Origin of the sequence: Pseudoalteromonas aurantia 208, from assembly GCF_014858725.1 — a bacterium.
Taxonomy (GTDB): Bacteria; Pseudomonadota; Gammaproteobacteria; order Enterobacterales; family Alteromonadaceae; genus Pseudoalteromonas; species Pseudoalteromonas aurantia.
Genome location: NZ_AQGV01000013.1, coordinates 322,072 through 345,037 on the forward strand (window position 1 = coordinate 322,072; position 22,966 = coordinate 345,037).

14 protein-coding genes are annotated in these 22,966 nt (G+C 35.2%); 8 read left to right on the forward strand and 6 right to left on the reverse strand.

Going from position 1 to position 22,966, the window contains the following annotated elements; genetic code table 11:
• The first annotated feature begins 152 nt into the window (after nt 1-152).
• Nucleotides 153-2,261 carry a winged helix-turn-helix domain-containing protein gene (locus tag PAUR_RS16630; RefSeq protein ID WP_192508864.1) on the forward strand — a complete coding sequence of 703 codons (2,109 nt, stop codon included), beginning with the start codon at nt 153-155 and terminating at the stop codon, nt 2,259-2,261.
• A 187-nt stretch (nt 2,262-2,448) separates the two neighbouring features.
• Here the strand turns inward: PAUR_RS16630 and PAUR_RS16635 are convergent.
• Nucleotides 2,449-3,611 (reverse strand): IS3 family transposase gene (locus tag PAUR_RS16635; protein ID WP_192508865.1). Its coding sequence is split into 2 segments (ribosomal slippage): nt 2,449-3,356 and nt 3,356-3,611, totalling 1,164 coding nucleotides; the frame shifts between segments, so codons are not numbered across the junction.
• A gap of 23 nt (nt 3,612-3,634) precedes the next feature.
• Here PAUR_RS16635 and PAUR_RS23815 point away from each other — a divergent pair.
• Together PAUR_RS23815 and PAUR_RS16640 are read left to right on the forward strand one after the other, a co-directional pair.
• Nucleotides 3,635-3,769, forward strand: coding sequence for a hypothetical protein (locus PAUR_RS23815; RefSeq protein WP_263973702.1), 135 nt, complete (start codon nt 3,635-3,637; stop codon nt 3,767-3,769).
• 320 nt (nt 3,770-4,089) lie between these two features.
• Nucleotides 4,090-5,412 carry a Fic family protein gene (locus PAUR_RS16640; protein WP_192508866.1) on the forward strand — a complete coding sequence of 441 codons (1,323 nt, stop codon included), beginning with the start codon at nt 4,090-4,092 and terminating at the stop codon, nt 5,410-5,412.
• A 494-nt stretch (nt 5,413-5,906) separates the two neighbouring features.
• Here the strand turns inward: PAUR_RS16640 and PAUR_RS16645 are convergent, their stop codons facing one another.
• The 5 genes from PAUR_RS16645 to PAUR_RS16665 are packed head-to-tail and all read right to left on the reverse strand — an operon-like array spanning nt 5,907 to nt 12,920.
• Entirely contained in the window at nt 5,907-7,508 is a 1,602-nt protein-coding gene (locus PAUR_RS16645; RefSeq protein ID WP_192508867.1) for a TnsD family Tn7-like transposition protein, read from the reverse strand.
• Nucleotides 7,508-8,404 carry a TniQ family protein gene (locus PAUR_RS16650; RefSeq protein WP_192508868.1) on the reverse strand — a complete coding sequence of 299 codons (897 nt, stop codon included), beginning with the start codon at nt 8,402-8,404 and terminating at the stop codon, nt 7,508-7,510. The genes PAUR_RS16645 and PAUR_RS16650 overlap by 1 nt, the downstream gene beginning before the upstream one ends.
• Nucleotides 8,404-9,861 carry an ATP-binding protein gene (locus PAUR_RS16655; RefSeq protein WP_192508869.1) on the reverse strand — a complete coding sequence of 486 codons (1,458 nt, stop codon included), beginning with the start codon at nt 9,859-9,861 and terminating at the stop codon, nt 8,404-8,406. Before PAUR_RS16655 ends, PAUR_RS16650 begins: the two co-directional genes overlap by 1 nt.
• Nucleotides 9,854-12,115 (reverse strand): DDE-type integrase/transposase/recombinase, encoded by a 2,262-nt coding sequence (locus PAUR_RS16660; RefSeq protein ID WP_192508870.1) that lies wholly within the window; start codon nt 12,113-12,115, stop codon nt 9,854-9,856. The genes PAUR_RS16655 and PAUR_RS16660 overlap by 8 nt, the downstream gene beginning before the upstream one ends.
• A complete protein-coding gene (locus tag PAUR_RS16665; protein WP_192508871.1) occupies nt 12,108-12,920 on the reverse strand; it encodes a TnsA endonuclease N-terminal domain-containing protein in 813 nt (270 codons plus the stop codon). The genes PAUR_RS16660 and PAUR_RS16665 overlap by 8 nt, the downstream gene beginning before the upstream one ends.
• Nucleotides 12,921-13,115: 195 nt before the next feature.
• Between PAUR_RS16665 and PAUR_RS16670 the strand changes: the two genes are divergently transcribed.
• The 5 genes from PAUR_RS16670 to PAUR_RS16690 are packed head-to-tail and all read left to right on the forward strand — an operon-like array spanning nt 13,116 to nt 22,959.
• On the forward strand, nt 13,116-13,700 hold the full coding sequence (locus PAUR_RS16670) for a restriction endonuclease subunit S (protein ID WP_192508872.1): 585 nt from the start codon (nt 13,116-13,118) through the stop codon (nt 13,698-13,700).
• The gene (locus PAUR_RS16675) at nt 13,697-15,070 is read left to right on the forward strand and encodes an N-6 DNA methylase (RefSeq protein WP_192508873.1); all 1,374 of its coding nucleotides are present in this window, start codon (nt 13,697-13,699) and stop codon (nt 15,068-15,070) included. Before PAUR_RS16670 ends, PAUR_RS16675 begins: the two co-directional genes overlap by 4 nt.
• A 31-nt stretch (nt 15,071-15,101) precedes the next feature.
• On the forward strand, nt 15,102-15,881 hold the full coding sequence (locus PAUR_RS16680) for a nuclease-related domain-containing protein (protein WP_192508874.1): 780 nt from the start codon (nt 15,102-15,104) through the stop codon (nt 15,879-15,881).
• 44 nt (nt 15,882-15,925) lie between these two features.
• Nucleotides 15,926-17,149 carry an AVAST type 1 anti-phage system MBL fold metallo-hydrolase Avs1a gene (gene avs1a, locus PAUR_RS16685; RefSeq protein ID WP_192508875.1) on the forward strand — a complete coding sequence of 408 codons (1,224 nt, stop codon included), beginning with the start codon at nt 15,926-15,928 and terminating at the stop codon, nt 17,147-17,149.
• Between the two features lie 5 nt (nt 17,150-17,154).
• Nucleotides 17,155-22,959, forward strand: a complete 5,805-nt coding sequence (locus tag PAUR_RS16690) for a S1 family peptidase (RefSeq protein WP_192508876.1) — start codon at nt 17,155-17,157, stop codon at nt 22,957-22,959.
• Nucleotides 22,960-22,966: the final 7 nt, after the last annotated feature.

Genomic DNA, 22,966 nt, shown 5'->3' on the forward strand with positions numbered 1-22,966 from the left:
ACACACAATCGAATGTACCTGATGAAATCATTAGGAATTACTGATGCTAAATATATGTATATTATTCAATGAATTATTGAAATTAATTACTCGACAGAATGCGCAAGAATCCATTATATTCTTACTATTCAAGATCGTTAAATGTAGCCATTATGTCTGAGGTAAGCACTTTTCATATTGCAGGATTTGAAATAAACCTGACGCGTTCAACAATCGTAAATCATCAGTACCAAACACATATTGAACCCAAAGTACTCAAAGTGTTGTTACTATTGGCACAACGACAAAACGAAGTGGTCACCCATCAAGAGATCATGGCGCACGTTTGGGCTGGCACTGAAGTCGTGCCTAATGCGTTACAGCGCTGTATTGCCATACTGCGCAAAGAACTTGGAGACAATGCCAAAGAACAAAAGATTATCGCGACTCATCCGAAAATAGGCTATCGACTCATCGCGGATGTAACGTGGCACGCGCCTAATAAACCTGCCGCTCAAAACAATGAAAGCGCACAGGTTACTTCATTGAAGAAACCTGTGCTTTATACCTTGTTTAGCCTCGTGCTTGTCTTGATTGTCACACTATTAACGATGAGTTATTGGCCAAAAGAAACGGCGTCAGCATTTCAAACCGTCTCAGTATTAACACACACAGACGCTCACGAAAGCCATGCCATATTTAATCCCGATGCCAGTTACCTGATATTTAACCGATATGCCGGTGCATGTAAAAGCCACTTATGGGCCAAACACCATACCACTGGGGAAGAAACGCAGCTTACCAAACATGCCGGTTATTATGGCGCAACCAGTTTCACACCTGATGGTCGAGAGCTGGTATTTTCAGCCAAAACTGACTGCAATAATACACCATCAATAACAGAGACTAATAGTGAGAACAACGCATGCTGGAGCATTGCCACACTTGATTTTGCGCAGGCTCTATCTGCACCTGTTGCGCCACAGCAGCGCTTTTTGTGTCAAGCAAATAACCTTAAAAAGCCGCTGGCACTGTCAAATCATAACTATATTTTTTTACACTCGCGCGCGGGCAAATATAGCCTGATGCGATATAATGACTTGAACAAATCTATACAGGTTATGTATGAGCATAAACAAGATGTGATATATCATTTTGACTATGACACACGACATCAGCGTTATGCGATTATCAGCCGCAGTCCACAGCTGAATACCTACCTGACCTTGCTCGATAAAAACGCCAAACTACTGAGTAAAAATCCCATAAAACTCCCCAACAACGTCAGTAAATATACAAACGTATTGGCAAATTTTGACGCACAAGGAAACGCCTTACTCACCATCCTAAATGGGCACTTATACACCTTAGAAATAAACGGACACTTAACTGCACAAAAAACGCCTCTTAGTAACTTTGTTTCTGTAGAGCAACACCCTAATGGCCACTCACTGATAGCCGTCGTGGGTAATAAAGACATAGACATCGCACAAGTAAACAGCAGCACCACAAACACTCAACGGCATGAATCGCAGTTAAATAGCCAATCATTACCTTTTACTAGCTTGGCGCGCACGTCAGCGCAAGAACGCAATGCCACATATCAACCTCATGGCGACAACATCGCGTTTATTTCAGATAGAAATGGTCATGATCAACTTTGGCTTTGGCAAAATAGCCAGGTCACTCAAGTCAGTTCTCATACTGCTCGGCACCGTATTCACAATTACAGCTGGTCACCCGAAGGGAAACGTATGGCTTGGGTATCTAACGATCAACTCATGATCTCTGACTTAAAAGGCAATATATCGACAGTAAACACTGACAAACTGTTATATTCTGCGTTAACTTGGTACACCGACAATCACATTCTGGTGTTATTACATGACCCAGTGCAAAACGGGCTTTATGACCTTAACCTATCCACAAACACCCTAACGGCACTCAATATTAACCACGTAGAGAATGCGTGGGTCAACCAAGAACAGTTAATTTATAGCACCTTAGACGGACAAGTTTTCTCACGTGTATTCAATGAGACCCATGCACCCAGCCAGCATTTAACAGCACTGAATGGCAAAGCCATGTTTTTACATGATCAACAGCTTTACAGTGTGAACCCAACAACGAAAACCCTCAATCAATACAATCTCACTGGACAACGCTTAAAAACCGTCATGCCACTGAAAGATACTGCATGGAAAGTCACAGATCTTAAAGACAATAAACTATTATTGAGCCAATTTATCGCCATTAACCAGGAAGTTGTTTTGTTGGAGTAAACACCTTTGTATATTTCAGACAGCAGCACAAATAATGATTCATATCATTTAAGAAGTAAAAATTACACGCTATCTAATTTCATGAAGCATACAAGTTCTAAAATAAAACGAGATACACTAACCATAACAGTCCTGTAATCCCGTAGGTAAATTTATTCGTTCACGCTACTCTCCTGTATTGTAGTGGTCAACTAATTCCGGACAGTGAATTAAGTTTTTCTTCTGCTACTGCAGGGGCTTTCATATCATTATGACTATGCGGCCTGCTCCAGTTGTAATAGTTCATCAAATAAAAGCTAATATCTTGCTCTGCTTCTTTAAATGAGTTGTAGCCCGTACTTGGAACCCATTCTGTTTTGAGGCTTCTGAATACGCGCTCCATCGGGGAATTATCCCAACAATTACCTCTGCGGCTCATGCTTTGTGTTATTTGATAACGCCATAACCTTTGCCTGAATTTTGTTGAACTATACTGACTGCCTTGATCCGAATGGAACATAACCCCTCTAGGTTTGCCTCTTTGTTCATATGCTCTATCTAATGCTTTGATAGTTAGGGCTGTATCTGGCTTTTCTGACATGGCCCAGCCAATAGCCCGCCTTGCATATAAATCAATTACTACTGCTAAATATGACCACTTCTGACCAGTCCAAATATACGTAATATCTCCACACCATACTTGATTTGGGCTATGCACATCGAACTCTCGATTTAACTGGTTTGGTATATCAGGCCGTTCATTCTCCCCCACTTTATATGCGTGTGGCCCCGGTTGCTTTGATACCAGTTGCATATCACGCATCAGTCGTCTGACTTTGAATAAACCAACATCAATATCTAAATCTGCAAACATTGCTAAGAGCGTGCGACTTCCAGCAGAGCCACAACTAAGCTTAAAGCAAGCATTTAACTGCGCTCTGAGTTCAACCTCATTAGCGTCAATTGTGTTACGGCGGTTTTTGTAGTCATAAAAACTTGAACGAGCAACATCAAAGACACTGCAGACCACCTCTACCGATTCTTGCTCACTTAATTGGTCTATTAACGAATATTGTTCATTTCTTCTGACATTAAGAGAGCTGTAGCCTTTTTTAGTATTGATTTCTCTCGTTCTAAACGATTGATTCTGGCTTCAAGTTCTTGAATCTTTTGTTGCTCTGGAGTCAAAGCTTTGGCATTAGGTGTTTCACCATTTCGCTCAAGTTCAAGTTGTTGAACCCAGCGCCTTAAAGCCGTTTCTCCAACATCCAATGAACGACATGCTTCTTGAAGTGAATAGCCTTGGTCTAAAACCAAACAAGCGGCTTCAAGTTTGAATTCTTTACTAAATGTTCTGCGTTTTTTTGCCATAGGACACCTCTGATTGAGTGGTAATGATACCACCTAAAATAGTGTCCGGAATTATTGAACCACAACATGCGATGTTAGGCATAGAAGATATTTATCAATACATGCAACCAAGTTTGATTAATGTTATTGAGCAAAAAGAAACACTGATTTTTGAATAATAAATATTATAAGTGAAATCAGTTGTACAGAAATCAGTTTTAGTAGCTCATATCTGATCTTACAGTTTCGATAAATAGGTTTGGACTTCATCTGACAGTCAGTTATGAGCAATCAAGAAATGGTTGCTATCATTTACAACGATTTGAACATTTCTACAAAGCGGACGTTTAAATAACTCAACCCTGCCCAAAAGGATTAATTTGATTTATACATCTTCACTTTATAAATCAAAATCTCTCCCTATATGATTCATAAAATATAGACTTTTAAATCACAATTCGATATAAAGTGATTTATAACGAACAAAGGTTTAAATCACATGTATCATTGGCAACAAAAAAATTGGCCTCAATTTGAATATGATGTGACACGCTTTGAAGCAAGTGTCAGCGAGTATTCGAAAAAAGCCTACAGCATTGAAGGGGCCTTATCGCAAATACCGTCAAATGACCATAACGATGCATTTGTCCACTTACTGGTGGAAGAAGCATTAAGCACCAGTGCCATTGAAGGTGAAAAACTTAACCGTGAAGAGGTGCGCTCATCGGTTGCTCGTTTCCTAGGGTTAAAAGAGCCAGAGCGTGGTGGTTACTTCCCTAAAGAAAAAGGCATTGCGGCGATGCTTGTTGATGTGCGCAAAAGCATTAAAAGCGCTATGTCTAAAACCTTACTTTGTCATTGGCACACGCTGCTATTGCACGGTAGTGAAGATTATTATGTAAATCCTATTACTAAAGGCGATTATCGAGACTCGCCTATTGATGTAATAAGAGAAGACTTATACGGCGACAGTGAAATCATCTACAAAGCACCAGGTAATAATCGCACTGAGGTTGAACATGAAATGGATGCTTTTATACAGTGGTATAACAGCGCTAATTGTTCAGGCCCTATAAAAGCAGCAGTTGCTCATTTATGGTTTGTCGCTATTCATCCGTTTCAAGATGGTAATGGTCGTGTTGGTAGAGCGATAGCCGAGCATGCGTTATTTCAAGACTTTTCGAGACCTCCGCTTTTTAGTATGTCGAGCATGATTAATACTAATAGAATGGAGTATTATCAACAACTTAGAAATACTAATGCTGGCTTACAAATTAATGAGTGGACAGCGTGGTTTGTTGAGTTGGTTAGAACTTCGCAAGATAAATCGCTTGAGTCCGTTGAATTCGTATTGCAAAAATCAAAATTTTGGGCTGAATATGGAGAGGTAAAACTCAACCAACGCCAAGAGAAAGTTATGAAAAAAATATTCTCTGTAGGCGCTGACGGCTTTGTGCGTGATGGTTTAACTAATGAAAAATATCGAGCTATTACTGGTGCGCCACCAGCAACCGCAACAAGGGATTTAAAATCATTAGTTGATAATGGCTTACTATACCCATCAGGCGAAGGTAAGCGTGGGTTACGCTACTTTGTGAACTTCCCCCAAGATAACAATCTATTTATTGACAAAGAAGATACTCCATTGGTTGATGATGTTAGCTTAGGCAAAATTTTTAAGAAAATAGAACGAAATATTGAATATTTTCGTGGTGAGAAAAATCCAAGCTTAACAAAGCTTATTGATGAATATAAGGCTCTATCATTAGATGATAAAGTAGCGGAGCAAAAGTTAGAAAAGCTTTTAGAACGAAACAGGTAAATATAGCTTTAAGTAACTTTAGATGTGATTTTTACGTGTGATTGCTCACAGAACGCCACTTAAAGAGTTGTTTCTCATATTCAATCTAGTAGTCTAAGAAAATATTAAGAAGGCATGAAAATCAGTATTTTTATATAAAAACAACGTTCTACAATTGTCTTCGTTCCAATTAAATTTTTTATTCCAAAGTAGCCCGTTATACACAAGGGATTAGTAGGCTACTTTGTCTTCGTTACATTTATGGGGTTACACACTTGTTTTATTTGATTATAAATGAAGACAGAAATCCTCTGTAACCCGCATTTTTAGCAAGCGTTTTTCACAGTATCTTCTAATCTAAATAGGGACATTTTTTTGGTTAAATATACTCTGATATTAGCCCCGACATTTATTAAGAAAATAGCTGCTAATAAAAGTAACAATATATAAGGGAAGTAGAGTTATTTCTAGTAAAAAAGGAAGAAGTTAAGGGAACATAAATAGATAAAAACTATTTATTTTAATTTACCTGCTTTTGATAAGAATGCTTTTGTTTTTGGTAACTTATTTAATTGACGATGTAAATATTGGTGATCATCTATCAACCGACCAATTGCAGATAAAGACAACTCATCCAAATGATTAATTACTTCAAGAGCACTTAATAACCTTTGATCTTCCTTCTCCCAGTCTTTTTTAAATTGTTCTGGCTTTTGAGCTGGAGGGAGTAATTTATCGATTAAAGATTTATCATGATTATATAAAACAAAATACTCTGCTTGAGCTGAGTTTCTAATTTTAGTTCGAGACCATTCAGGATGTAGTTTCCTTATATTCGTAAGCGTTTTTGAAGCCTTTAATATATTCTTTTGAATTCGTAAATGTTTGCGCCACTCACTCATTCCTGGTGCGTTGCAAATTACTTGCTCTACATAACCAAGCCCCACCTTCAGTTTGTCAGCAATTTCTTGACGATGAACACCATATAAAGCTTTTATTAATACTGCCCGTTTAATGCTCTCAGGGAACGCTTGTGAATTGGATAGATGCGGAATTCTGTTCAGCTCTGCTATACGATGAATAAAGCACCTACTTTTTCCTGTTTGACTCGAAATCATATTGATACTAACTCCTTGCTGGAGCATTGAAATGATTTTATCTTTCGAATCGTCATTCGTAGCGATTACCATCGGCTTTGATGTGTTGACTTTAGTATCAGTAATTAATAACTTCTTGGCATCAAGATTAGTTAACCAACAACCTAACAGAATATGCTTTAATGGGTGAGCATGAGAGTGAGTCTTAGGTCTCAATATTCTCCCTAAAAAATCAAATGAAGCTAACTTTTCAGAAACACCAGGAACCAAATGATTTGTATAGCTTAGCTCTTGCCAATACTCAGAAAGAAGAGCCACAATTTTAGAGATAAATACAAATCCATTATTACAGCTAACCAACCCTTTCTCGTTAAGTAAACTTCTGTACACTTCAGGATAATTGATCTGATGATTCTGGCTTAAATTGAACAGTTGAGATGAAAATAGAGCTAACTTTTTCTGGCAGGTTGAAGCTAATTGAGATGATTGTTTATTGAATGGCGGTAATATTAAAGATCTATCTTTATTACCATCCCCCATAGGAATTCCTACGAGCAAGCAACTGTGCTCAAAGCATGCTTGAACTCCAGGTATTTGGTGTTTTATATGCCAATAAGCAAAACCTAAATCATTTATATCCTGCTGTACACAAACAGGGCAATAACATAGGCCATAAAATGTACGAAATCTAGAGTGACCTATAGCAGTACTCAATATCACTTTATCATCAGTACAATCTTTCATTGCCTGCTTTATCATTATTTCATCGGCAGGTTGCGAGAATTTAAGTAAAGGAAAAATAGTTTTATGTTCTATTACATCCTCTGACGATAGTTCGAAAAAACCAGAAAATCGATCTATTAATCCAGGTAAATAAGGGTGTAACCGTTTTTTAGAATTACCATAAATTTGCTTCATTACTTGAGGCGCTCGAAATCCGCCTAATAAAGCGTATCGAGCTATGGTGCTATAAGGGATTTCGTCTCTAGGAATATGAAGATAAAATGCAGCCCGATTCATTAGATATCCAGTAAAATTTTATCTTTCAACCAATATAGAATGATAAGCCAATTTACAGGATGTTTTTGTTTGTTGCGGTAGTTAAGACCCAGAGTGCTTCTTAATATTCTTGGCTGCGTTCTATATGGTTTGGTATAAAATGAAAATAAATGTCTACGAATAGATAGCGGTACTTCTTCATCAAATTGACTCTGTAAGTCTTGAAATAAATCGTTGTGCTTAATTTGAATATTAGTAGGTAATTGTAAAAAATTAATCACTCTATTTCTTAGTGTTTCTCCAAAGCTAGGTGATTGATTGAGTTTGTTATATATACTCATCACAAATTCACTCCAGCTTAGTAATTGTGAGTTATTATCCTGTCCTGATACACAATAATCATAAGTTTGAGGGAGTGAACAGTTACGCAAATCTCTAAAATCTATTGAATTACCAATCAATGCCTCTTTGTGTAAATAGCAATGCGTAACACTGGGTAACTGATGCTTAACATGCCAAAAACTATGGCCGCACTTATCAATGTCATCTTGAATGCAGTTAGGGCAATACTTCCATCGACTATTAAATGAAAAAGCTCCTTTTTCATTCATAGAAGGCATAAGTAAACTATTGTTAGACCGCCTCTCATTATAATCACTAGAATTGAAAGATAGTGCCCAAAGTGAAAAAAGTGTATGCCGATCAAAACAAATTTCATCATCGACTATTTCGCTACGATAGAAGTTGATAGCATCCAAAAAAGCTTGATTATGTCCTGTGCAGTTAAATGGCTGATTTCCTATATTTAAAAAGGCTAGAGTACTTTTTAATTTAATATTTCCTGAAAGTAGGTGAATTCGACTTACCCAGCTAAACAAGTGCTCGTTCGGTTGAATCGGACAGTGAAAAGGAAGCATTATTTTTTCACCTCACATTCACCTTCGATAAAATCACCATTAGAAGCATCATCTATGAATAGCTTTTGATGTTTTATGGTGTTAATAAGGCTTTGCTCTTTCTCATTAAGCACGTATTTATCTTCAAATTTATTAATTTCTTTTCGGAGTATTTTGTCAACACTTGGTGTTAACGAATTACCTTCAAAAACTTTTTTAATATTTGTAATCATTTCTGTTTTTTCTGGAGAACTCTGGTATTGAGCAGCATTCATTAAATCAGGGTAATTCTTCCCTTTATTATGTCTAATATCTTCTATAGCAGCTTTTATGAGTTGCGAACTTTCGTTATAGGCTTTACGCCATTGCTTTATACTTAACTTTTCTTCATTACTTTCAATTGCAATCATTTGCGCATGAATAAACAAAAAAGAAAAAATGAAAGGAATTCCTTGGGTTAACTTATATATTTCATCAAAAAATTTATGGTCAATAATCTCTCTTTTATCATCATAAATAGTACTGGGTGAAGTAATATATTGGTATGACCATAAAGTTGTTACCAAGCCTTTCCAAACGGTGTCATCTTTCGCATATCTAGAAAAATGTTTATCGCCTCCTGACGTTAACCTTCTTGTTGCCGTAAATGTTTTTTCGAGAATAGGGATAATATTAGGAGTTCCTACCAATACTAAAGCCATACTCCATTGTTCTGATAGCTCACTAAAAAAATTTAAAAACTCATCATCTCCCCCTGATTTGGATACAGATAAGTTTTGCATTTCATCAATAACAAGCATTCCTAGTTTGTATGTTTCTATAATAGTTTTAAAAAGATTTTCATAGGCTCCGATTTGAGTAGAAGTGGGTGTATCAGTCGAGTATGTTGTTCCAACACACTTATCAACTTCTTTTAAAAATAAATGGCATAAACTTTTACGGGCAGCATTTGAAGGGATCTTCAAATATATCCATAAAACCTGCGGTTGTTTGAATTTTCTCCCTTCATATTCCTCATGATCAATTACTTGCGTTAGAGAATGTAAAACTCGTTTGACCATCATAGTCTTACCGAATCCACTAGGGGCTGTTATTAGTAAACTTTCGCCTGTGGTGCCTTTCCATACCAAATTCATCTTTTGGCGTAACAATAATTTACTGTATTGCTCTCTAACGGCTTCAGTATTAAAACTGTTTCTATCGGTATAAGTAGTAAACATCATCCTCCATAGCGTTCTGTATAAGTCATAGTAATGCTGATTCGGCACCAAATATTTATACACTTCTACAATTTTTACGTTGCGAATATGTGCTGGCTCATGTCTATAAGTTTTATCGAATGAAGGTAAAAATAAAGTAGCTTCAAAGTATGATTTTATATCAAGCATATCGGGTAACGCTTCAATATAAGGGTTACCAAGATACTCTTGTGGAACATCTTTATTATATGTTGCAGGGAATCTAATAATGTTATCCATGACCAATCTCCCCAAGAATATTTGTTAAAATATCAGCGGATTCATTGGTGCTATTAGGGTTTATCTCTTCATTTGAATCTTGGTCTATAACATCACTTTCTGTTGGGGCTAGGGTTGTTTGATCTACATTCTCTTCGCCACCTGTATCGGTTACTCGATTCAGCATTTCATTATCAACGTGATAACTTTCTTGGATTTGAAGCTGAGTTGCTGTTTGTGTATTTAATAGAGGGCTTTCTTGAGCTTCTTCAATAAAATATTTTTTAGTTTTTAATGCTTTATTATTAATATCTTTTATTAGAATGCTTGTATCACTCGTAACCCCAGATATTTCATGCTTATGCATTTCTTTAATGGCATTGCGATATTTCCAAGCATCTTTAAATTCATCATGCGATAACCCGGCAAATTTCTGTTGATTAGAATGTAATTCACCCAGTACCAACTTCCCATCTAACTCAATTAGGATTTTGTCTACAGTGGACCGAATATATCTACATGTTAAAACTGGCTTAGCAGATCTTCCGACAATACGGTCTTGAACTTTTTTAAGTCTTATATCATCGCACTTATATTTTAGGTGTTTTCCTTGAAGTAATAAGTGAGTTTTATGGACAGTTAATTGGCCCACTTCTAATAGGCTAAGATATAAGGTACGAGTAGGCTTTTGGGTTAAGAAATAAGGGCGTTTTTTCACTCCCCATTCCCAATATTCACGACAGATGTCTTTTACACCATCATTCATCGCCTCTTGTTCGAGAGGATAGTCTTCTTTCCAAATATAGCGATTATGGTAAATCGCATAAATCATCAATATTTGTTGGATTTCTCTTGGTGTTAGTGCCGCTGTATCTATTGGTAACTTTCGGTTTCTTCCCAATAACCCCTGATACTGAAATCCTACTAATTCTTCATTACGCATCATTGCGTGTAACATATGAAAGCTTGACTCAACCAGTCCCTTATCATCACCAGAATAAGCTCGACTAAAGTAAACTTTTAACCCAAGGTCTCGACCAACAGATGCACTTATTTTGTTGGCAAACTCTTCATTATCAACAAGCAAAATTAGTGGAATACCAGACTCAATAAAATCGTCTTTATCAATGATTAATCCACACTCCTTTGCTACCGCCACTTTATCTCTAAAAGCGTTTAATAACGCCAACCGAGCTTCATACCAACTGGCTTTTCCGCTGGCAATATGAATACTAACAAAAGCACGTGTATATACATCTCTAATAACGTACAAGGTCACTTTTTTTAATAAAACTCTTCTGTCATGAGGCGATACAATATTTATGTCCATCTCTGTAGAATCAAGCTGAAAAATGTGTCCTGGGCCTTTACTATAGTAAGCTACTTCACCTGTTCTACCAGCAAAGTTTGATTTGTGAATTGCACTTTGTCTTCTTTTGGCATTGATGTCATTTCTAGTCATTCCTAGCGCGATAGGCATCCAGTCATAAAATTGACCTATTGAGATCTGCTTGTTGGGATGAACGTGTTTTGTATTAACTCTTCCACCATTGGGTAAGATCTTCCCATTTGTTTCTGCATAACATTCGTCTAGCAGCAATGTGAAACACTTTTGGAGAGATTTTTCTTTTTTATTTATATAGTATTTTTCTGCAATGTATCTTATGTGTTCTAAGTCTTCTGCTTCAACATTCTTCCCATTTACACCAAAAATATCTGTAGTTCGCTTCGCTCCAACCTTTTTAGCACCATGTTTTGGTGAACTAGAATGACGGCCAGTTTTCGGTATTAATGAATTAATATGTCTCCCGCCTCTAAAGTATTCATTTAAATACCGTTGTACATTATGGCGAGTTACCTTAAATTGCTCTGCAACCTTAGCTATTACACCTTTTCCATGCATGGGATAAAAAAGTTTATCTTCGTCACTCATGGCTACTTTTACAATTTCATATCTGCGATCACGTTCTATCGCAGATGGGATTTTTTCACCCTCTTTGTTATATAGGTACTCTTCAGGCACATCTTTGTACGATTCAAGTTGAAGACAATCTAAACTTATTTTGCCATCTTCAATTGCCGACTCAATAATGGTTAAATCATATTCGGTAGGTTTTTTATCAGGGCTTTTTGTTTTTAATTTACCTGAAGTTATATATGGTAATAGCCAAATTGCATTGAGATCTGGAAATATGGCAGCAAAAACCATAGTTTCAGTTATGATTGAGTCATCATGGTCTGAATTGGGTGAGAGCAAACTATTATTATTAAGCATGAATTTTCATCCCTAATATGTATGGTGAATATTCAGGGTAAATTGGTTCCTCAGGATCTGAAGTGATATCTCGAACCCAAAAACCATGCTGCATTAAGGTAAATGATTCGACAAAGTTGATATTATATCGGTCGGCCAACTTTTCAATTTGTACAGAAATTGGAGTGTGAATATTGTCTGTAACTAGTAGCTTGAATTGGGTAATCCAGTCTGGATAAATAGCCGAAAGCTTAGGTTCTAAATTTGCACCTCTTAATATCCTAAATATATTTTGAACCGCTTCCGTCTTAACTTGGTCATCGGTAGTGATTATATGTTCATAGCCTAAACTCTGAGCTAATGCTTTTTCCAACTTCAGTTTTTCAACTGTTCTTCTGTCATTAAGTAAGTGTCTTGGTTTAACACTAATTGCTAGTCTAGGCCCTATTTTCATATCGCATAGGAAATCCCAAGTAATAACAGAGTCTGTTGAACTCCATGTATGCGTAGGGTGCTTTATCTTAAATTCTTTGGCAAAAGCTTTCGTTTTAGCAAGATCGGTTTCAGCGTATTGCTCTTTTATATTTTCAACAAGTGGGTTCTGCAAAAGCTGTACAAGGGTATATGTTTCGTTCAATGATAGTGTGTGATAAACCCGGCCAGGGTTATTCGGACAAGGTATTCGACCTTTTATGCCTGAAGAGGTGATGTCCTGTGTTCTGTAAAATGGTTCGTATTCACCACTAGCTTCTTTTTTCTTAAAGTTTTTGATCCAAAACCTTTGTGTTGCTTGTGAAGTTCGAACTCTAGTTTTCCCCATACTCATAATTGTATGCCTTATCTAATAGGTAAATGTTTGTCTTTTTATGTTCATTTACCTTCTCAGCCTCACTTCCCACTTCTGTAGTGGGCTAATGTTAGTTTGATTTTTGATCAAATATTAGAAATTGTCAATATTTTATTCCCACTTTAATAGTGGGTTGTGATATTGTTTGTGTAATATCTATTGAGGACAATCTTTATGAAGTTGAGTGATATTGCGGTGATCCGTGGTGGAAGAACCTTTAAAAATGGGATTCCTGAATCTGATGAGCCAACTCATTCCGTGATTCAATTACGTGATTTTGATAAAGAAAATGATCAACGGCCCATACAATGGGAACAGCTAACTCGAACTGATTTAACGGGAAGTAAAGTAGATAACAACTTAAAGGTTGATGATGTTTTAATTGTTGCCAAAGGACCTCTAAAAAAAGCTATTTATTTAAACAGTGTTCCTAACAATGTCGTCGCCAATCAGCACTTTTTTATTATCAAGGTAAAACCGGATGTCTCGTTATCCCCACAGTTTTTGGAGTATTATCTTAATGGCTCTGATGCACAGCGTTGGATGCATGATAACAGTGGGGGTAGTTATCAGTCTTCGATTAGTAAAAAAACACTATCAGAATTACCAGTGCCGAATATAAGCGATGTAGAACAGCAGCTAATTGTTGAAACGGCTGATAGTGTTAGGACAGAAATACAATTGCATCAGCAATTAATAAAAGGCAGAGAACAAGAAATGGATGCTGTATTTAGCAGTCTATGGAAAGAGCGACAATGATGAACAGTGAAGTGTTGGTTAGGGACATAGTTGAATCATACAATCATGCTGGTTTCAAAAATGATACGATGAAACAGAGAGATTTTTTTCTTTCATTTTTGACTATCTGTTTTATCAATCAAGTACAAAAAGGTTATTACCGTGAGCAAGTTGAGTTACTTTTCAATATTGTTGATGTAGACGATCTTAAAGCGGTTCTTGAAACGGAATTCATCAACAAATTACATGAAACACTATTTTACGAAGTGGTCAATGAAGCACTAGCACTGCCAGACCTTAGCCCGCTGTTTAGGATGACGGACAAAATTTCATTCTTGCTGGAGCCAGAAACATTTGAAAACTACGGTGTGCATGAGTTAACCGTTATTTACGATCATGTTTTACAACGCCTTCAATTGATGAATGCTGAGGATCGGCTATCGAAAAATTTTACCTACCAAGAGCCACCTTTTGACTTTTCAGAGTTAATATCTTTACTGGCAAAGAAGGATGGGCCTCATGATGCATATGACCCTTTTGCTACCACTGGGGAATCCTCAGTTTCTTACGTCCTTAATAATACAAATGTATCAATAACGACAGAATCGGTTTTACAAACTAGTAAATACATTCACGAGAAACTATTTATCGCAGGAGCGACAAACATAGACGCAAAACATGCATTTGCACTATCACCCAAAGCTAACGTTGGCAAAGAAAGCTTTGATGTTGCATATACCTTATTTCAACCTACTGAAACCGAAGGTGTGAGAGAGCATGAAATTAGGAAGAGATATAAAAAGGAATTCATAGACGGGCGAGTTGATTCAAACACTATTTTCGACAAATACCGTGAACATGGTTTTATCCAACATATCATTTGGTCGCTTAAACAAGATGGTATTGGTTTTGTCGTTTTGGGAAAAGGACCACTTCATCGTCAACCCGAAAGTGAAGCAAGAAACCTGTTACTTGATGGCAATTATGTTGATGCTGTTATCCAATTACCGCCAAAGTTGATAACCTCCAAGACAGTCCCTTTATATGTACTTGTTCTCAAAAAAAACAGGATAAGAAATACCAAGATAAAATTTATCGATGCCAGTTCGTTTTGTAAATTTGATGGCAAATGTAACAAGCTCATAGATTTAAAAGCTTTGGCTGACATCTACCATTCAGGCATTACTGACACTAATATTTATACTGAGATTGATGTTGATAAAATTGAACGAAACTCAGCATTACTAACAGTTTCAAGTTATGTATCAAGTGAAGCATCGTCTTACGAGCAAATTGATACAGACTTAATAAGAAAAGATTTATCCAAGCAACAAAAGCTTACTGACTACCTACTATCTAAACTTAATAAAAATACAGCGGTCAGTAACTAACAAATAGTTTTCAACAAGGAATTAGTAACAGATGGATTTATCAATTTACCTCAAAATAATATTCAGTGCAGCATGGTATCTGGTACCAATATTTATATTTGCTGTCATTATAAAGTCAGCATGGTTTAAAGGAGTACTTGGTGAGTGGCAAGTAAATTTACTTATCAAGTTTTTCTTAGATAAAAATGAATATCATCTTATAAAAAACGTAACACTTCCTACTGAAGATGGAAGTACTCAGATTGACCAGATCATAGTATCAAAATATGGCATTTTCGTAGTTGAAACGAAGAATATGAAGGGGTGGATCTATGGTAGTGAAAATCAAAAGCAATGGACGCAACAAATCTTTAAGCACAAATCAAAATTTCAGAACCCACTTAACCAAAACTATAAGCATGTCAAAACGTTAGAAACTTGTTTGAGCGCAAAGAATTACAGTATATTCTCAGTCATTATCTTTATAGGTGATAGTATTTTTAAAACTAAAATGCCCGATAACGTAAGGTTTGCGAGAGGCGGTATTGAATATATTAAAAGTAAACGTGATATAGCCTTTAGCGAAGATGAAGTAGCAGACATAATTGAGAAAATAGAGAATGGTCGTTTAGAAAGAAGCTTTAAAACTAACCGCCAACACGTTAAGCATGTGCGAAAAATTATAGAAGAAAAGTCTGATACTAAATATTGCTCAAGATGTAACTCGGACATGGTATTGAGAAAAGCGACTAAAGGTAAAAATGCGGGCAATGAGTTTTGGGGATGCACTTCATTTCCTACTTGTAGAAATGTAACTGAAATAACTAAGTAAATTATTTATGAATTATATAGCTCATATGCTTCAAAGGTTAAAAAATGACAAATAACTATCAAGTTAACACTCTAAACATAACTATGTTTCCTGCATCATTTGGTGATAGTTTTTGGGTTTCAGTAGAAGAAGACAATTTAGATATTTTGATCGATACTGGATTTAAAAGTACTTATGAAGATCATATCAAACCAAAATTAACTGAACTAAAAGCAAAGAATAAACCTTTAGATTTTTTAATTGTTACTCATATAGATTCAGATCATATATCTGGATCATTGTCCTTGCTAAAAGCTAATGAATTATCTAAAAAAATTGATATTAAAAACATTTGGCACAATAGTTACCGACATATTCAAAACAGTCCCACTAATGAAAATAAACTCTCGTTAAAGGATCAAAGGATACTCCAGCAAATAAATATTAATGGATATAAAAAAGATGAAACCATTGTTAAAAACCACAATAAAGATATCAGTGGTAAACAAGGTTCATCTTTAGCTTCTCTTATTTTTAAAGGTGGTTATGACTGGAATGCACAATTCAACCATGACGCAGTTTGTGTCGAGAATAGTACAGATATAGAACTTTCAAAAAATGTGAAATTAATTCTTCTTTCTCCAGATAAATCTAAACTGCAAAAGCTAATGATATTTTGGAAAAAGGAGTTAAGAAAGCTAGGAGTTAGTAGTTCTGCACTAGATAATCAATTTTTCGATGATGCATTTGAGTTTTTAGTTTCTCATGAAAAACCAATAAAAAAGAACATCAACAAAAATATATCTAGTAAAGGAATCAGTATAGAAAAGTTGATGGCTGAGGTTTTTGAAGAAGATGATAGCCCTACAAACGGTAGTTCAATTTCGTTTGTCTTGGAGTATGGAAATAAAAAACTTCTTTTTTTGGGGGATTCACACCCATCAATAATAGAGCGAGCGTTAAAAAATAAATATCAACAAGAACAATTATGGTTTGATTCAATTAAAGTAGCTCACCATGGCTCACATAAAAATACCAGTCCGAGCTTATTAAGCCTTATAGATTCAGATACATACTTTATTTCAACTAACAGCTATAGGTTTGACCACCCTGATTTAGCTACTATTGCTAGAATTGTAGGCCGAAAAACAAGTGTTAATCGAAAGGTGATTTTCAATTATGAAACGGATACATCCAATTATTTTGATAACGAAAATTTAAAAGAAACATACAATTACAGTGTGTATATTTCAGGTGCAGACGAAATATTTACTTTTATGAAGGACTAATTAAAGTGCAAAATTATTTAGAAAAGTATGTAGGTAGAGTTTATTGTAATGACGATGTAGGTACAGCTTTTCTTGTTTCAAAAAAAGAGCTTTTGACAGCATATCATACAGTCGAAAATGTAGAAGAAAATACTACTGTAATTTTCGTTGAGCTAGATGAAATATCTAGTGAGCCATTAGAAGTCAGATTAAAGGACTTCGATGAAAGCCTTGATATAGCAATTTTAGAGTTAATACAACCGTTAGATATAGAGTACTTTTTAAAACTATCCAATCAAGTCATTAGAAATAATTCTACCTGGAGTACTTTTGGTTTTCCAGGAGGGAAATTGAATGCAGGCGCTAAACTGGATGGAACAGTTGCTAGATCGAATGTGAATATTGAAAGATCGAATTATGAGTTAGATTTGGAATATAACCAGAGTAATGAATGCATAGAGGGTCTATCGGGTGCCCCTTTGATGGTTAGTGATACAACCATTGGTGTAATTACAAAAGAACTAGATGGTACGTTAGGCGCTATAAGCGTATGCAAAATAGCTACGTTACTAGATAAAAATGATATTACATATGAATCTCTAGAAGAAAGTTTGGGAGATGAGAATGGTTTTGAATTAAATACCCCTGTTGTAGATAAGTTAACAAATAATATCACCTCTTTAGATTCAGGTTACCTCTTTCTAAAGGGGCATCCGGGGTCTGGTAAAACGACTATTGTTGAGTCAATAGGTTATGCTCAAAGTGACATTGCAGTTCTTGGAAAATATTTCCTACTTGAGAAAGGTAAGGAAAACCTTCTTTCGTTAAGAATGAATCACTTAAAGTTCTTAGAATGGTTAGAAGATATAGTTGTTGCGGATTTGTATAACTCTATACCTCAAAAATCAGAGCGGGATATAAACCAATGGATAACTACAACATTAGATTTATTACAAAAGTTGTCAGAAAAATATGTGGCAAAACAAACTAAATGCGTCATTTTTGTTGATGGCATAGATGAACTATTCAAATCAAATAAAATAGAAGAGTTTTTTTCTGCTTTACCAGTTACTTTACCTAAGAATGTTATTTTCGTAATTGTAGGTCAAAATGAAAACAGCCTCCCTCCTAAGCATATAATTCAAGATGAAGAAAAAATAATATTAGTAACTCCATTACCTGTAAATACATGCTTACGACTTATCAATAAAGAACTACCTGAACTCGCATATGACCTTCGTAATAAAATAGGGAAATGCTCAGAATACCATCCACTCTATCTTCGGTATTTAATTGAGTACGTTAGAACCAATATAGCAGTCGATGGAGAACAAGAAATCAATAAGTGGCTGGATAGGTTACCTCAAGTTAGTGGTGAGATTGAGATTTATTATGAAAGCCTCTGGCAAGATATTTTAAAGAAAGACGAACTGCTTTATCTAATATCATTAATCACCCGTTTTAGGGAACGCATATCACATAAATCGCTTATTGATACGGTTCCAGCGAGTATGAGAATATCTTTAGATAAAAACCTTGATTTAATTAGTCATTTTTTAACAAGTAAAGAAAGCATCTTTGCATATCATGCTTCACTTATAACCTTTGTAAATAAGAAAACAAAGGCTCTTGAAGAAGATTTTCAATCACAAATATCCCTTTTTTGTAAAAACCATATCGATATCTCCTATTCTCAAAGGAATATACTTCACCACCTTTTGAGAGCAACAACTGAAATCAGAAACGAAACAATAGATTTTTGTAATCAAAAATGGGCCGATAGTTGCTCGCACAACTTTGTTGAGCCAGGTTTAATTCTTGCAGACCTAAAAGATGCACTTTCTTTTTATTTGCAAGCAGGCTGTTTTATATCTGTGACTAAATTGCTTTTACTCTCACAACGGATCAAATTTCGATATAACAATGTATTCGCCTTAAATGCAATGGAGTTAGCTGAATACTTAATTGCTTTGAAAAAACCTAAAGAAGCACTACATCATTTATTCCGCGAATCTATCCCGTTAGTTTCAACAGAAGACCTTATTGATATTCAGTACAAACTAATTATGGAAAATAACTTTGAAGAAGCTGAATTCATTAATTCTGCTATACATAGTAATTTCATGGGCGAGTATGAAAAAGGCTCAATTGCATATGAAGACATACTTAATTTCTTTATATCAGCCTCTATAAATAATTGTTTGATCTCTAGCACTCCCTCTAAAAGTGCTTTAAATGTCATACAATTACTTCATAGATTTATTACAAGCTCGTCAGAAGGAAATGAGGAAGAACAAGAGCAAAAGCGTAAAATACTCCTTTATATTCTGGGGCATAACACTGCGTTGTTATTACTTCATCATAATATTTATTCGCCTATAGAAGAGTTGGAAAGAAGAGAAATACCTATAGATAATTCTATTACCATGACTCTAATACAGGCGTATAACCATGTAGGGTACTTCTCTGATATTTCAGGAATACAAGTGGATCTTGGTGATATTGTTAAAGATATAGAATACGGTTTAACAATATATAAACCTGATGAAGAAGATTCACCCATGATTATAAGGTTATTAGATGGGGCATTAATCAAATATGACATATTGGAAGGTTTAATTAATGGGTCTACTTTTAAGGAATCACCTGATTTTAGAGAAAGTAATGGAGTTGACCTAAACCATAACTGGCTTGGTAGTGTATTATCAAACTCTAAATATAAAGGTTTTCTAGATGAACTTTACTCGCCCCCTGATTTGGAATTATTCACTGAAACAGAATGGGAAAAGTCGTTAGAAAGTATTATTTCTTATATTGGTTACCTTTTAGGTTTCGCTTGGAAACTAAAAGTTACTTCCCAGGAATCAGAACAATTGTCTGTAGACATGTTAGAAAAGGTTTTACCTCTTCTTAAGTTTGATTTGCTAACACGTTCAAAATTTGAACGTTCATACATGTTAGTAGAGGAGGTTCTTCCTTTTATTCATAATTCTATCTTGGAATTTTTCTCTTTATATTCAAAACAAAATTTAAGTAAGTATTTAGATTTTATTTATGAACATTCAGATAAACAGTTAGGGGTATATTCTGAAGGTTTTAGAGAAACTATTCATACAATAACAAAGAAGTTACTCCCCAAAATAGAGCATAAAAAACATATATTCCAGTTACTAAAAAAACTTGAAGGCCACGTTCTATTAGGTGTTCAAAATCGCTGGGATAGATGTCAAGAATTAGTCTTATTAGCTACTCATTATAGAGCATTAGGTAGTAGTCGCGCTGACGGATGTTTTCAAGAGTTACTAAATTCTTCGATGGGGCCATCATGGTATAAAGAAGATCAGTTAGGATTAATTAATTCGTCTTTAAGTATGCTTCAGCGTCATAACGCTTCATGGTCCCCTAAAGAACTGGCTCCTATTTTAGACTATGCCGCAGGTGAAATGACTTTCCAGCGTTATATACGGATGGAAAAGGAAGAATTCATTGGTTCTTTATGTTCATCAGGAAAGTTATCTACAGCTATAAAGTACTTTAAAAATGAGACCATCCCTCTTGAGCCTCAATTAATTTTGCATAGGGCTGAGTCAAATCAAATTGATAGTTTATATAAAGGAGCAAGTTACGATACTGGAGTAAGAAAAGTTGATGAACAAAGTGGAATATTAAACATATTAGAAAATACAAAGGGCATACAACCTAGCTTGCAATGGGCTATTAGTGAACTATTCCTTATTGGAGATGATAGGTATATCAGTCGATTCTCTGAAATTTTTGCCAAAACTATTAATAATAGCAATGCAATACAGTCAAATTTCTACATGAATAGAATTATTCGAATTTTGATTTCTGATATGGAGTTCGCTATAAGAAATCAATTTATTAATGGGCTTAATAAGCATCTTGAACAGCGTCACTTTGATGAGTTGATAGTACAGATCAATAAGAACAAAATTGATGTGGAAGTTCCAACAATACCTGAATCTACTCCTTCAGAAGTTGAACATGAAGATGTGACTCTCGTTGACAGGGGAGAAGATGACATTGCTAATTCAATTTACCTACCAGGAACTTTTGGAACATCCAAAGGATTAAAAAAGTTTGATATTCACTACGCGCTTGCCAAAGAGGCTTCAGATATCGAGGACGAAATAACAAGTAAGCAAGAATTACTCTTATCTTTAAGAGCGATACAGGACTCAGGGTGGGGTGTTTGGTCGAGAAATCTTGGTCAAAATGACGAAGCATTTGCAGAACTATCTAAATTATGCGATGTAAATGAGTTATTAGAAATATTAACGCCTCTTATTATCGATGAACCACATGCAACTGACTGGTTAATAGTAGATAAATTAATTTCAAAGTTTAGCAATGTATTGTCTCCTGAAAAGGTTGAACAGTTACATGAGTGTGTTATTGAACATATAAAAATTATGGTATCCCCACCAAACCATATTGTTGAGGATTATGAGTGGATGGATTTTGAAAATTCAAAAACTATCTCTAACGATCAAGAATTAATGGTATTTTTACTTAATTTCATCGATCACCCATCTCCAGCCATATATTCAAGAGTACCGAGCATAATAAAATCTATTTCGAGGTTTGAACCAGATATTTATCTACCTATTTTAGCTGAGCACTCATTAACAGGTATACAAGCACTATCACCTGAGATTGCAGTTGGAATAATCTATTCATTAGCTATAGAAGATGTTAGCCAAATCAAATCTCATGTAAATATACAGTCATTATTTAGTAAAATTGAGAGCTGTAAACATTTAGTCATAAAGCATACGTGGTCTCTTATAATCGCATGTATAAACAATCTTGATAATTCGTTGTGGGAAGAGGATATATCACTGGATAACGCAATATTTAATAGTAAACCTGTAGATATAAATGGAAAAATTGAAAACAGAATAGATATTAATAACTTAGGTGATTCTCTAACTTATATCTTATCTAAATTAACAAAAATTGGAGTATGGAAGAATTCAGATCTTCTTTCGCTAAATAAGCTATTGATTCAGAACTCACCATGCTTAGGGTTTGATGAAATCGTCAGAATCAATGACAAAATTCATAAAGGCTATAACTTAGGAGAAAATAAAAAATTTATAAATGACCAGTTAATGCCCGTAATAAACCAGATTGTTCAAGATAGAGTTACTGAAGAAAATATTAATTCTGTTATCTCTGCTTTAAGACAGTTTAATCCTAACTTTCCAGATGAAAGCATACAGAATTATTGTCAGAATGGCTTAGATGAAAAAATAATTAAATTTCTTTCTAGTTCTTCACAAAACCCTATGGATTTCCTTAAGGAAGGTGATAATGAATATTTACATTATTTTGAGGTTGTTGTGCCAGATGATAGTAACCCTAAGGTGATTGAAATATCAATTTTCTTAAGTAATTCAAAAGCCTCTCTTCAACCTTCAGAGTTCCAAGCCAATCAACATCCTATGGTTAAAGATATTCACGAGCTTAAAAAAAGAAAAAGTGAATGTTTCTTATTTAATTGTTCGCCAGGAATGAATTATACCGGAGGAAGAATAACACCTTCATTTATTAACTTAGGAGTTCAAGGTTTTGCAGGTAAAATCAAACATAATGACATTAGTGAGAATCATTGGATTGAAGGACGCTGTTGGGATTCAGAGCAATTGGGGAGACCTGTTCGGGAGGGGAATCGATTGATGATAACAAGTGAAAAATTAGATCTTTTAGCTCAAAGAGGTTGGGAAATATATTGGCGTGTAGATTACAACTTTACGTCACAATTTGTCATTAACCGTAAAACCCTAGAAGTATCGATGATTAATTAGGAAGTAG

Excerpts from the sequence above, each read along its gene's own strand:
- PAUR_RS16655 (WP_192508869.1), bottom strand. The coding sequence starts at position 9,861 with ATGGATAACATTATTAGATTCCCTGCAACATATAATAAAGATGTTCCA.
- PAUR_RS16640 (WP_192508866.1), top strand. The coding sequence starts at position 4,090 with ATGTATCATTGGCAACAAAAAAATTGGCCTCAATTTGAATATGATGTG.
- PAUR_RS16675 (WP_192508873.1), top strand. The coding sequence starts at position 13,697 with ATGATGAACAGTGAAGTGTTGGTTAGGGACATAGTTGAATCATACAAT.
- PAUR_RS16630 (WP_192508864.1), top strand. The coding sequence starts at position 153 with ATGTCTGAGGTAAGCACTTTTCATATTGCAGGATTTGAAATAAACCTG.
- PAUR_RS16665 (WP_192508871.1), bottom strand. The coding sequence starts at position 12,920 with ATGAGTATGGGGAAAACTAGAGTTCGAACTTCACAAGCAACACAAAGG.
- PAUR_RS16660 (WP_192508870.1), bottom strand. The coding sequence starts at position 12,115 with ATGCTTAATAATAATAGTTTGCTCTCACCCAATTCAGACCATGATGAC.
- avs1a (WP_192508875.1), top strand. The coding sequence starts at position 15,926 with ATGACAAATAACTATCAAGTTAACACTCTAAACATAACTATGTTTCCT.
- PAUR_RS16680 (WP_192508874.1), top strand. The coding sequence starts at position 15,102 with ATGGATTTATCAATTTACCTCAAAATAATATTCAGTGCAGCATGGTAT.
- PAUR_RS16650 (WP_192508868.1), bottom strand. The coding sequence starts at position 8,404 with ATGCTTCCTTTTCACTGTCCGATTCAACCGAACGAGCACTTGTTTAGC.
- PAUR_RS16645 (WP_192508867.1), bottom strand. The coding sequence starts at position 7,508 with ATGAATCGGGCTGCATTTTATCTTCATATTCCTAGAGACGAAATCCCT.
- PAUR_RS16670 (WP_192508872.1), top strand. The coding sequence starts at position 13,116 with ATGAAGTTGAGTGATATTGCGGTGATCCGTGGTGGAAGAACCTTTAAA.
- PAUR_RS23815 (WP_263973702.1), top strand. The coding sequence starts at position 3,635 with ATGATACCACCTAAAATAGTGTCCGGAATTATTGAACCACAACATGCG.